Source organism: Vibrio jasicida CAIM 1864 = LMG 25398 (assembly GCF_000400365.1).
Classification (GTDB): domain Bacteria; phylum Pseudomonadota; class Gammaproteobacteria; order Enterobacterales; family Vibrionaceae; genus Vibrio; species Vibrio jasicida.
In genome coordinates, this window is the sequence record NZ_BAOG01000068.1 from 12,296 (window position 1) to 25,298 (window position 13,003).

11 protein-coding genes and 1 other annotated feature are annotated in these 13,003 nt (G+C 45.6%); all 11 genes read left to right on the forward strand.

Features of this window, described 5'->3' with window-relative positions; genetic code table 11:
• Positions 1–90: 90 nt before the first annotated feature.
• Positions 91–216, forward strand: a complete 126-nt coding sequence (gene trpL2 / locus VJL_RS19115) for a tryptophan operon leader peptide (protein WP_038880506.1) — start codon at positions 91–93, stop codon at positions 214–216.
• Positions 163–266: a sequence feature (Trp leader region), on the forward strand. Its footprint overlaps the gene before it by 54 nt.
• Before the next feature lie 125 nt (positions 267–391).
• On the forward strand, positions 392–1,957 hold the full coding sequence (locus VJL_RS19120; protein WP_038880509.1) for an anthranilate synthase component 1: 1,566 nt from the start codon (positions 392–394) through the stop codon (positions 1,955–1,957).
• Between the two features lie 16 nt (positions 1,958–1,973).
• The gene (locus VJL_RS19125) at positions 1,974–2,582 is read left to right on the forward strand and encodes an aminodeoxychorismate/anthranilate synthase component II (protein ID WP_038880512.1); all 609 of its coding nucleotides are present in this window, start codon (positions 1,974–1,976) and stop codon (positions 2,580–2,582) included.
• A 37-nt stretch (positions 2,583–2,619) separates the two neighbouring features.
• Entirely contained in the window at positions 2,620–3,630 is a 1,011-nt protein-coding gene (gene trpD, locus VJL_RS19130; protein ID WP_038880515.1) for an anthranilate phosphoribosyltransferase, read from the forward strand.
• Between the two features lie 13 nt (positions 3,631–3,643).
• On the forward strand, positions 3,644–5,083 hold the full coding sequence (gene trpCF / locus VJL_RS19135; protein WP_038880518.1) for a bifunctional indole-3-glycerol-phosphate synthase TrpC/phosphoribosylanthranilate isomerase TrpF: 1,440 nt from the start codon (positions 3,644–3,646) through the stop codon (positions 5,081–5,083).
• Positions 5,084–5,147: 64 nt separating this feature from the next.
• Positions 5,148–6,338, forward strand: a complete 1,191-nt coding sequence (trpB, locus tag VJL_RS19140) for a tryptophan synthase subunit beta (RefSeq protein ID WP_005376781.1) — start codon at positions 5,148–5,150, stop codon at positions 6,336–6,338.
• Positions 6,338–7,144 carry a tryptophan synthase subunit alpha gene (gene trpA, locus VJL_RS19145; protein ID WP_038880521.1) on the forward strand — a complete coding sequence of 269 codons (807 nt, stop codon included), beginning with the start codon at positions 6,338–6,340 and terminating at the stop codon, positions 7,142–7,144. Before trpB ends, trpA begins: the two co-directional genes overlap by 1 nt.
• A gap of 337 nt (positions 7,145–7,481) precedes the next feature.
• Positions 7,482–8,741, forward strand: coding sequence for a dicarboxylate/amino acid:cation symporter (locus VJL_RS19150; RefSeq protein ID WP_038871875.1), 1,260 nt, complete (start codon positions 7,482–7,484; stop codon positions 8,739–8,741).
• A 158-nt stretch (positions 8,742–8,899) separates the two neighbouring features.
• Positions 8,900–10,099 (forward strand): acyl-homoserine-lactone synthase, encoded by a 1,200-nt coding sequence (locus tag VJL_RS19155; RefSeq protein WP_038880524.1) that lies wholly within the window; start codon positions 8,900–8,902, stop codon positions 10,097–10,099.
• Positions 10,092–12,635: a quorum-sensing autoinducer 1 sensor kinase/phosphatase LuxN gene (gene luxN / locus VJL_RS19160; RefSeq protein ID WP_038880527.1), complete on the forward strand. Its 2,544-nt coding sequence runs from the start codon at positions 10,092–10,094 to the stop codon at positions 12,633–12,635. Before VJL_RS19155 ends, luxN begins: the two co-directional genes overlap by 8 nt.
• A 94-nt stretch (positions 12,636–12,729) precedes the next feature.
• Positions 12,730–12,972, forward strand: a complete 243-nt coding sequence (locus VJL_RS19165) for a hypothetical protein (protein WP_038871884.1) — start codon at positions 12,730–12,732, stop codon at positions 12,970–12,972.
• Positions 12,973–13,003: the final 31 nt, after the last annotated feature.

The following is a 13,003-nucleotide window of genomic DNA, read 5'->3' on the forward strand; positions in this document are numbered from 1 at the left end:
TTGTCGTTTTAATGCTGTTTTGGGGTTGACTTTTTATCTCTGCACTAGTTAACTAGTACACAAATACGAAGTACCTATTTAAGGCTCACCATGTTACAAGAATTTAACCAAAACCAGAAAGCGAAAGTTTCGGTTCGTCTGAATAAGATGAATTCCGTAGACGTTGCTTGGTGGCGCACTTGGACAAGTTCTTGGTGGGCGAACGTGTACTTCTAGTTTAGAGAATTAAATGTCACAAAGCCCGCTACTTCAGCGGGCTTTTTGTTTTGTCGTCCATCTCACATTCAACTGCTTAAACATTCATCGAATATGACCAAAACTTGATTGGGTGAACGTTTGCTTTATGCGACTATGTACGGCAGGAAGATGTAAACAGCTATAAGGAGGTCTTGTGAACAAGGCCATTGAAATTAAGAAACTTGGACAGCTTGAAGTGCTAACGGCTTCCGTCCCTTATACTCAAGACCCGACTCGCTTGTTCCACACGCTATGTGAGAACAAAACTGACAGCCTATTGCTGGAATCTGCTGAAATCGATTCAAAGCAAGACTTGAAATCCCTGTTACTGGTTGATTCGGCAGTTCGTATCGTCTGCTTTGGTCACACTGTCACCATGCAAGCTCTCACGGATAACGGCAAAAACCTACTAGCACACTTAAACCAAAATGTCCGTGGTGATGTCTCTCGTCAATTTGACGTTGACACATTAACGCTAGAATTTACACAACCATGCGACACACTGGATGAAGATTCTCGTCTACGTGAAGCGTCATCTTTTGATGCACTTCGCTTGGTTCAGCACAGCTTCGATATCTCAGAGCAAGACAAACATGCAATTTTCCTTGGTGGTCTATTTGCCTACGACTTAGTTGCGAACTTCGAACCGTTGGGCAATGCAGAAGCAACTAACCAATGCCCAGACTACGTGTTTTACGTAGCAGAAACGCTATTGGTTGTGGATCATCAGACAGAGTCTTGCCATTTGCAGGCAACTTTGTTTGTCGATGATTCTCAAAAGTCAGCGTTAAAAGCAAGAATCGAAGAAATCAGTACTCAATGTACTTCTCCTAAGCTGCTACCTAGTGCCGCCCAACTTGAGAATGTTCACGCCCAACCTAGCATCGAAGATAAAGACTTCTGCCAAATCGTTCGTGACCTTAAAGAGTACGTAGTGAAAGGCGATGTATTCCAAGTCGTACCATCTCGTCGATTCACGCTACCTTGCCCTTCTCCATTGGCAGCCTACAAAGAACTTAAACAAAGCAACCCAAGCCCTTACATGTTCTACATGCAAGATGAGCTATTCACTTTGTTTGGCGCATCACCAGAAAGCGCGCTTAAGTACGAAACCGATACCAACCAAATTGAAATCTACCCAATCGCAGGCACTCGTCGCCGTGGCAAGCGCCCTAACGGCGAGATTGATTTCGACCTAGATAGCCGCATCGAACTTGAACTGCGCACCGACAAGAAAGAAAACGCAGAACACATGATGTTGGTTGACTTGGCACGTAACGACGTCGCTCGTATTGCTCAAGCTGGCACTCGCCACGTAGCAGACCTTCTAAAAGTCGACCGCTACAGCCACGTAATGCACTTGGTATCTCGTGTGGTCGGTCAACTACGTGAAGACCTAGACGCACTGCACGCATACCAAGCGTGTATGAACATGGGCACGTTGACAGGCGCACCTAAGATTCGCGCAATGCAGTTGATTCGCGATGTAGAAGGCGCACGTCGCGGTAGCTACGGTGGTGCTGTGGGTTACCTAACTGGTGAAGGCACACTCGACACCTGTATCGTGATCCGCTCAGCGTACGTTGAGAACGGCATTGCTCAAGTTCAAGCTGGTGCTGGCGTGGTATTCGATTCTGATCCACAAGCGGAAGCAGACGAAACGCGCGGCAAAGCACAAGCAGTAATCTCTGCTATCCAAGCAGCGCATAAGTCACAATAAGGAATAGGGTTCAGAGATGGCTAATATCATTTTTATCGACAACTTTGACTCGTTCACCTACAACCTTGTGGATCAATTCCGCTCGCTAGGTCACTCAGTCAAGATTTACCGAAATAACATCCCAGCACAAACCATTGAACAAGCGGTGAACGAGCTTGAAAACCCAGTGGTTCTGCTATCGCCTGGTCCTGGTGCACCGTCAGAAGCAGGCTCAATGCCAGAACTGATTCAACTGATGAAAGGCAAAGTTCCAATGATCGGCATTTGTCTTGGTCACCAAGCGATTGTTGAAGCGTACGGCGGTACCGTTGCTGGTGCAGGCGAAATCATTCACGGTAAGGTCTCCATGATGGAGCACCAAAACCATGCGATTTACCAAAACCTACCATCACCACTTGCGATTGCGCGTTACCACTCGCTAGTTGCGACCAAGGTTCCTGAGAGCCTAGCCATCACAGCAGAAGTGGATGACTTGGTAATGTCTGTTGTACATGAAGAAGATAAAGTTTGCGGGTTCCAGTTCCACCCGGAATCTATTATGACGACCTACGGAGCAACACTGTTGGCCAATGCCATTGAATGGGCACTTGAAGAACAAACTTCAGCGAACCCACTCACTGCTTAAAAAGCACTTGGCACATAAGAAATTTAGGAGAGGAAATATGGAAGCAATCATCAACCCTATTATTACTAAACTGTACGAGCAAGAATCGCTTACTCAGAAAGAGAGCCAACAGCTATTCGACATCATTATCCGTGGTGAACTAGGCCCAATTTTGATGGCGTCAGCACTGACTGCACTAAAAATCAAAGGCGAAACACCAGATGAAATTGCAGGCGCGGCGAAAGCACTTCTGGCAAACGCAAACCCATTCCCTCGCCCAGATTACGATTTCGCAGATATCGTAGGTACTGGCGGCGACGGTCACAACACCATCAACATTTCAACCACTGCGGCGTTTGTTGCTGCAGCATGTGGTCTAAAAGTAGCGAAACACGGTAACCGCAGCGTCTCCAGCAAATCAGGCTCTTCTGACCTTCTTGATTCATTTGGTATCAATCTAGCAATGAGCGCAGAAGATACGCGCAAAGCGGTAGACGATATCGGTGTTGCTTTCCTATTTGCACCTCAATACCACGGTGGTGTGCGCCATGCGATGCCAGTGCGCCAAACCATGAAAACACGTACCATCTTTAACATTCTTGGCCCACTGATTAACCCAGCTCGTCCAAACATCGAATTGATGGGTGTTTACAGTGAAGAACTGGTTCGTCCTATCGCAGAAACCATGCTACAAATGGGTATGAAGCGCGCCGCGGTGGTACACGGCAGTGGCTTGGACGAAGTAGCAATTCACGGTGAAACAACCGTTGCCGAAATCAAAGACGGTAAGATCACAGAATACAAACTAACGCCTGAAGACTTCGGTCTAGAAGCACACCCACTAGAAGCGATCAAAGGTGGCGATCCTGAAGAAAACAAAGCGATCATTACCAATATTCTGACGGGTAAAGGTACAGACGCACAATTGGGTGCAGTGGCAGTAAACGTTGCTCTGCTAATGCGTCTATTCGGCCACGAAGATTTAAAAGCCAACACGCAACAAGCGATTGAGGCAATGAATTCAGGCAAGGCGTACCAATTGGTACAACAACTTGCCGCACACGCTTAAGGAATTGAAGAAGATGACTGACTTCAACACTCAGCAAGCTGACAACCTGTCTGAACACGTTTCTAAGAAAGAAGCAGAAATGGCAGAAGTACTGGCGAAAATTGTCCGCGACAAATATCAGTGGGTAGCAGACCGTAAGGTGTCTCAACCGCTAAGCACATTTCAGTCTGATTTGCTGCCATCGGACCGCAGCTTCTACGATGCTCTGAGTGGCGAAAAGACGGCATTCATCACCGAATGTAAGAAGGCATCTCCTTCTAAAGGTTTGATTCGTGATCACTTCGACTTGGATTACATCGCATCGGTTTACAACAACCATGCAGATGCCATTTCAGTCTTAACAGACGAAAAGTACTTCCAAGGTAACTTTGACTTTCTTCCTCAAGTGCGTGGTCAAGTCAAACAACCAGTTATTTGTAAAGACTTCATGGTAGATACCTACCAAGTTTACCTAGCGCGTCATTACAGTGCTGATGCTGTCTTGCTAATGCTGTCTGTCCTCAATGACGAAGAGTACAAAGCGCTAGAAGAAGCAGCACACAGCCTGAACATGGGCATCCTGACCGAAGTCAGCAACGAAGAAGAGCTTCATCGTGCCGTTAAGCTAGGCGCACGCGTTATCGGCATCAATAACCGTAACTTGCGCGACCTAAGTACTGATTTGAATCGTACTAAAGAACTGGCGCCGACAATTCGCGAATTAGCACCAAATGCGACCGTGATTTCAGAGTCTGGCATTTATACGCATCAACAAGTTCGTGATTTAGCGGAATACGCAGACGGATTCTTGATTGGTAGCTCGCTGATGGCAGAAGACAACCTTGAACTTGCAGTACGCAAAGTCACGTTGGGTGAAAACAAAGTCTGTGGCTTAACGCACCCAGATGACGCAGCAAAAGCGTATCAATCTGGTGCAGTATTTGGTGGCCTGATTTTTGTCGAGAAGTCGAAGCGTGCGGTTGACCTTGAGGGTGCTCGCTTAACCATGAGCGGTGCTCCACTGAATTACGTTGGCGTTTTCCAAAATCACGATATCGATTTTGTTGCTTCTGTCGTGACCTCTTTGGGTTTAAAAGCAGTGCAACTGCACGGCCAAGAAGACCAAGTTTACGTAAACCAACTCAAAGCCGAACTGCCAACAACAGTAGAAATTTGGAAAGCTTACGGTGTGACAGATGCGAAGCCAGAACTGCTTGCAGACAACATTGACCGCCATCTACTAGATGCGCAAGTCGGCACTCAAACAGGCGGAACCGGCCAAGTGTTCGACTGGTCACTGATTGGCGACCCAAGTCAAATTATGCTAGCAGGCGGACTGTCGCCAGAAAATGCTCAACAAGCAGCGACACTAGGTTGCTTGGGATTAGATTTAAACTCTGGTGTAGAAAGCGCACCAGGCAAAAAAGATTCACAGAAGTTGCTCGCGGCATTCACCGCTATTCGCAACTACTAAAGCTGGATATCAGCTAAAAAATTTAAAGCTATTCGTAGCGAAAAATACGAGAAGGAATATAACGATGGCAAAACTGAATGCCTACTTTGGCGAATACGGCGGTCAGTACGTTCCGCAAATTCTAGTTCCAGCACTGGAGCAACTAGAGCAAGCGTTTATCGACGCGCAAGAAGATCCAGAATTCCGCAGCGAATTCATGACGCTTCTTCAAGAGTATGCGGGCCGTCCAACGGCTTTGACTCTAACTCGTAACCTAACCAAAGGTACGAAAACTAAACTGTACCTAAAACGTGAAGACCTACTTCACGGTGGCGCGCACAAGACCAACCAAGTGTTAGGTCAAGCTCTGCTTGCGAAACGCATGGGTAAAAACGAAATCATCGCTGAAACGGGCGCAGGTCAACACGGTGTTGCAACGGCACTTGCGTGTGCACTGCTTGGCCTTAAGTGTCGCGTTTACATGGGTGCAAAAGACGTTGAGCGTCAGAGCCCGAACGTATTCCGTATGAAGCTAATGGGCGCAGAAGTCATTCCTGTTCACTCGGGTTCAGCAACACTTAAAGACGCATGTAATGAAGCGCTACGCGACTGGTCTGCAACTTATGAAGACGCGCACTACCTACTAGGTACAGCGGCAGGTCCTCACCCATTCCCAACCATCGTGCGTGACTTCCAACGCATGATTGGTGAAGAAACGAAGAATCAGATTTTGGCTCGTGAAGGTCGTCTTCCTGATGCGGTTATCGCATGTGTGGGCGGTGGTTCAAATGCGATTGGTATGTTTGCTGACTTCATCGAAGAAGAAAGCGTTCGCCTAATTGGTGTTGAGCCAGCAGGTAAAGGCATCGATACAGACCAGCACGGTGCACCACTTAAACATGGCAAAACGGGCATCTTTTTTGGTATGAAAGCACCGTTAATGCAAGATCCTAACGGCCAAGTTGAAGAGTCTTACTCTGTATCTGCGGGTCTTGATTTCCCTTCAGTTGGTCCTCAGCACGCGCACCTAAACGCAATTGGTCGTGCAGAATACGACAACGTGACAGACGATGAAGCGTTAGAAGCATTCCAAGAGATTGCACGCCATGAAGGCATTATCCCTGCCCTAGAATCTTCTCACGCAGTGGCACACGCACTGCGTATGGCTCGTGAGAATCCTGAGAAAGAACAATTGCTGGTAGTCAACCTATCTGGTCGTGGTGATAAAGATATCTTCACTGTGCATGCCATCCTAGAAGAAAAAGGAGCGATCTAATGAGCCGTTATGAAAAGATGTTCTCGCGTCTAAACGAGAAAAACCAAGGCGCATTTGTACCGTTCGTAACGGTTTGCGATCCAAACGCAGAGCAGTCTTACAAAATCATGGAAACACTGGTTGAATCTGGCGCAGATGCCCTTGAACTTGGTATTCCATTCTCAGATCCGCTAGCCGATGGCCCAACCATCCAAGGCGCTAACATTCGCGCGTTAGATTCAGGTGCAACACCAGATATCTGCTTCGAGCAAATTGGTAAGATCCGAGCTAAGTACCCAGAGCTGCCTATTGGTCTTCTGATGTACGCGAACCTTGTTTACTCTCGTGGTATCGAGAACTTCTATGAGCGTTGTGCAAAAGCAGGCATCGATTCTGTTTTGATTGCAGATGTACCAACTAATGAAAGTGCCGAATTTGTTGCTGCTGCAGAAAAGTTTGGTATTCACCCAATCTTCATCGCACCACCAACGGCAAGTGATGAAACACTGAAGCAAGTATCGAAGCTGGGTGGCGGCTACACTTACCTACTATCTCGTGCAGGTGTTACTGGCGCAGAAACCAAAGCAAACATGCCTGTAGGTCACATGCTGGATAGACTGAACCAATTTGATGCGCCACCAGCATTACTTGGTTTTGGCATCTCTGAGCCAGCACAGGTGAAACAAGCACTAGAATCTGGTGCCGCTGGTGCGATTTCTGGCTCAGCCGTGGTGAAGATCATTGAAGCGCACGTTGAGCAACCACAAATCATGCTAGATAAGCTAAGTGAATTCGTTTCTGCTATGAAAGCAGCAACACAAAAATAACGTATTACTACTCGCATGAATATGAGATCGATTCCTTATTTACCATTCGGAATCGATCTTTTTTTTAACATCCATTCTCTAAATTTCCCTCTTTCTTACCATATATTTTATAAACATCACCTAGTAAAAATATCAGCACGATCGATGGCAATCGTTTGCTTGTGATTAAAAAACTACCATTCATCAATGAATTCCCGATCAGTTGATAAGTTTGTACGGAAATTGTATTGCTAATTGTGAATGATAAGTGTAAAAAGCAAGGCGATATAATTATCCAAATAACAACTTTATATTGGTGGGTAATTTTAGGATTTTACATTTTATTAGCACAGAGGTTATGGAAGTGTTAAACAAAAAGAGTTTGCTAAACAACATTGGCGTACAAGTCGTCATTGCAATGATCGTAGGTACTGCCGTTGGTGCCTTCATGGGTCAAAGCGCGACAGTATTTGCACCACTAGGTGCTATCTTCATCAACCTGATCAAGATGCTTGTGATCCCTCTGGTCGCAGTAGCGCTTATCTCAGGTGCAGCAGGTCTAGGCAACAGCCAATCTGCAGGTAAAGTGGGCTTGGTAACGCTAGGTTACTTTGGTCTAACGTCTGCCCTAGCTGTCGCACTAGCACTGTTTATGGGTGAAGTATTCCAACCAGGCATGGGCATCGACGTTTCTGGCGTTGAAGGTATGTTCTCAGCTGAATACGCTTCAAAAGGTGAATTACCTACTTTCTGGGCAACCATCACTGGTATGATCCCAACTAACGTTTTCCAATCACTAAACGAAGCGAACATCCTTCAGATCCTTGTGTTCTGTATGTTCTTCGGTATCGCGATTTCAAAACAAGAAAAATCACGTCGCGAGCCAATCATCAATGGTGTCAACTGCATCGTTGACGCTATGGTTTGGATGATCAACAAAGTGATGATCATTGCGCCTATCGGTGTATTTGGTCTGATGGCTGAAGCGGTAGGTACGTTCGGTTTTGGTGCCCTAATGGTGGTCTTCAAACTGTTCGTCGTTTACGTAGCGGCAATCCTAGTGTTCGGCTTCGTGGTTTACCCAGCAATGGTACATATCTTCACTAAGACATCGGCGAAGAAATTCGTATCAGCAATGAAGAAGCCACAAGCAGTTGCCCTTTCTACCGCCTCTTCAATGGCAACGCTGCCTGTAACAATGGATACGTGTGAGAAAGAGTTGGGCGTAAGAAACTCAACCGCTTCATTTGTTTTACCGCTTGGCGCAACCATCAACATGTCAGGTAACGCGATTTACTACGGCCTAGTGGCAATCTTCTTTGCGCAACTGTTCAACATCGACCTAGGCATGGGCGCTTACGTTGCGATCATCGTCACTTCGACACTGGGCGCAGTAGGCCAAGCAGGTGTTCCTGGTCCTTCATTCCTAGTAGTCGCGGTACTGCTTGCTGCTGGTATTCCAATCGAAGGTCTCCCACTATTGTTTGCGCTTGACCGTATCTTCGACATGATTCGTACCGCACTAAACATCACAGGTGATGCAGCATGTGCCGTTATCGTGGATGCACTTATTGAAGAAGAAGCACAACAAACTGAGCTTCAAAAGCAAGAAGCATAATTTAAATTAACGCTCATTCAAGCCGCTCCATCGAGCGGCTTTTTTTACGATAAACCTGCCTTAGGTAACCGTTTAAATAGAAACTAATGGCATATTTTGTTTTAAATGATATAAGAGCGGCATAAATAAAAAACCATAAACCTTGGCTAGGTTATCTCATGAATTTTACGTCGTCTTTAGGGGTGCTATCTGCGAGCAGCATGCCTATTGAAAAAAAGCAGCTCGCGCTGATCAATGCGGTTCTTAGTGGTTTCGATACGCAAGAACGTCAAGTTATATTCCAATCCGTTACTGACTACCGAAGAAATCAACTCATTGCACTCTTCCCAGAACATAAGGCTAAGAGCTTTTCAGTGCTGTTTGAATCGATGGACTATCGTGATTTAGTACAACGTTACCCTTCCACCTTATCGCCTTACATTACGGCGTTAGAGCTTGTCGCATCTCAGTGCTTTACGCACTGGCTGGAGTTTTGGTGTGAATGTGAAATTGCAGCAATCAAGACGAAGCCTCCTGTACAGGAAATCTCTACAATAAGTACCAAACTGCCCTTTGAAGATAGCGCTTATTACGGTGCCATGATTGAACGCATAGAAGATGCTCAACTTATGGTAAAAACACCCTCTCACTCTCAAGCGATATCACTGAGTGATGCAGTCACGTTAAGTAATCTTGAGCTTTTTATACAAGGTGAAAAGTGGTACGAAATGCTGCCGTTACTGTCGCTGTCGCAAACAGGGAAGCACTTTATATTACTAAAACATCCAGACAATGAAGCGGTCCCTACCCTTGTTGCCTCTGCTTTGGTTCAGGATTGGGCTATTCACAACCGTTGGTTGAGCTACGCACCACAATTTAGCAACGAACAATGGCACTACTGTTTACCAAACCATGGGTACGAAGAACTAACGCGATTACAGCTTTTTACATCATCTACACTGTTAAAATGTTACTCTCTCCCAGAATTTGATCGCGAATTCAAGTTACTATTATCCGATACACAATCCGTGTGTGAAGTCCTGCGCTTGACAGTAAGTGGAAATGCCCAGCAGAAACTCTACTTTCTCTACCTTGCACAAAAAGAGCTAATGAACGTACTGTATCAAGCTGGTTATAAAGTAGGCTTCACCATCATTGAGCAACCTTTCATGCTCAACTTTTATCAGTCGATCGATAAGAAAGCGTATTTCCATTCTGGATATTGCGATCTCAATAATGACGGCAAAGAAACTTACCGGGGATTCTGGAATTTCGAAATGATGGTCAAAGCATTCAATCAAACCGATTTCCGCGCCTACAAACGCGCAGTGAGAGCCAACCGAAAACGAGCGTCATCCGAAAGGGATGAATATGTTTGATTTCGGTTTAGAGACAATCATCTACGCAAAAGCCATTACGCTACTTGCCACGGTAGCAGTGGTTTTTATGTGGCTGATTTACTACTGCTTTCGCTTAAAACAAAAAAACGAGGTTATCTTTGGGACGCATCACGCGCCTTACATTGCTTACTCTGTTTGCATCATTGCTTGGATAAGCAGCAATGCGTATTTCCATACTGAGCTCTTGCCTGATTTGGGGCCGGATGTCGGCATCTTTATGGCAAAGTTTGCTAACCTTGCGTCCTTCTTCGCATTTGCGTTCGCCTATTACTTTTCTTGCCAACTCTCTGCCGAGCAAAGAAAGGGCAAAGTACACCCTTGGCAACAACTGATCTTCGTCACCCTGACGGTCTACTCATTATTTATCAACTTACAACCGAACTTAACGGTAGAGCATGTCGAAATCGTTGGGCCTAGTGAGTTTGTCATTGAGTTTGGCCCACAGACCTCCTACTTCTTCATAGGTTTGGTAAGTTTCGTTGTGCTCACTTTGGTCAACTTAGTCGCCATGCGCGCTAACAGCAGCAGACTAACGCTAGCCAAAACCAACTACATGATCGCAGGCATCTTGGTGTTCATGCTATCAACGGCAACCATACACCTTGGCATGACTTACTTCATGGGTGACTTTTCACTGACTTGGCTACCACCAGCGTTGTCTATCAGTGAAATGTTATTCGTAGGTTATGCGCTACTCACCTCACGTTTTTATAGCGTCAAATACCTCGCATACATGTCACTCAGCGCATTGCTCGTATGCGCGATATTCGTTTTGCCTTTAGGTGCAATCTTCATCCCAATGACAGATAGCAAACAATGGTTAATCGCCACACCAATCTGCGCCCTAATCGGCATTACTTGGCATCTACTTTATAAACGAGTAAGCCGTTATTCATCGTTTTTGATTTACGGCAATAAGAAAACACCCGTGCAACAAATCTTAGCGCTTGAGGATGAGTTCAAACTGTCGATTGATGATGCGATGAGACGTTTGGGAATATTACTGCAAATCCCGAACGACAAGCTCCGCTTGGTGACCAGTAATTACACTGAGACATTTTACGAAGACTACTTGTCGTCAAACAAATCTGTCTTAGTGTTAGACGAACTCTCTGACGAGATTGACTATGCAAGCTCATCAAAGGGCTCCGTAAAAGCCTTGTACGAAAAAATGAGTTCAAACAATACGGCTTTGGTTATGCCACTCTTCGGGCAAGGCAAATCCGTGACGCACCTATTGGTCTCACCACATAAGATCAACAATCAGTTGTTCTCAAATGAAGAGATCTCTGCGTTGCAAACCTTGCTTACACGTGTTCAAAGCACCATTGAGGCCGATCGACGTATTCGTCAAAGCCGTGCGCTGGCTAACTCAATTGCCCACGAAATGCGTAATCCTCTCGCTCAAGTTCAATTGCAATTTGAGGCTCTGAAGCAGCATATTGAAAACCAAGCACCAATTGAGCAGATAAAAATTGACATCGAAAATGGTCAGGCGGCCATCCAACGTGGCCGTCAGTTGATTGATATCATTCTTCGGGAGGTCAGCGACAGCGCCCCTGAACATGAGCCCATTGCCCTCTCTTCAATTCATAAAGCGGTCGATCAAGCGGTCAGCCACTACGGTTTTGAAAATGAGAAGATAATTGAGAGAATTCGTTTACCACAACATACTGATTTTGTGGCCAAGCTAAATGAGACCTTATTTAACTTCGTTATTTTTAACCTCATTCGTAACGCAATTTACTATTTTGATTCCTATCCAGATAGTCAAATTGAAATCAGCACCAGTACGGGGGCTTATGAAAACGTGCTTGTGTTCCGCGATACCGGTCCTGGTATCGACGAAACCATCTCTCACAAAATCTTTGACGACTTCTTCTCTTACCAGAAAAGTGGTGGTAGCGGCTTGGGGCTTGGTTATTGCCAACGCGTAATGCGTTCATTTGGCGGGAGAATTGAGTGCCACTCAAAACTGGAAGAGTTCACCGAGTTTCACCTTTATTTCCCTGTTGTCCCCAATGCGCCAAAAGCTGAAACCTTACGCACGCCTTATTTCACGGATTGGAAGAATAGTCACACTGAACAAAAAGCCAAATCGAACGTAAAAATAGATAAGAACGCACCAACCGTACTCATCGTTGATGATAAAGAAGTGCAACGAGCATTAGTGCAAATGTATTTAAACCAACTTGGTGTGAATAGCTTGCAAGCCAAGAACGGAGAGAATGCGGTCGAACTGTTTGAAGCTAACCACATCGATTTGATATTAATGGATGTGCAAATGCCTGTAATGAATGGATTTGAAGCCAGTGAAAAGATAAAAGCGCTATCGCCTAACACGCCGATCATTGCGCTCTCAGGAGAGTCTGGAGAACGCGAGCTTGAAATGATTGCCAAGCTCATGGATGGGCGTTTGGAAAAGCCGACGACTTTAAATGCCCTCAGGCATGTCCTGAACAATTGGCTCAACAAAGACACCGCGTCGAATTCTTTCGAAATTGAGAACGAATAATTGGCATCTGATATGCATTACTGAAGTACAAACGAATTATCCATAGATTCAAGCCCTCTCTTTATTAGCGGGGAAACTTGATAAGGAGATGACCATGATGCTTCATCGACATACTTATTACGGCTTGATTCACCACGGTATTAAAACCTTACTTTTAGACCGTGTTGGACACTATACAGAAGAAGAATACCATCAGTACCTCAACCTGATGACGGGAAAATCAACCTGCTTCACCATGTCCCATGACGAACTAGAAGCAACTGTCGATAACCTGTTACGCGAAGGCTATTTGGAAGATGTGAAAAACCTCATCACTCGTTACCAAAACGTTGCCTGAATCTCTTCCTTCTGTCCAACAAAATAGCCGC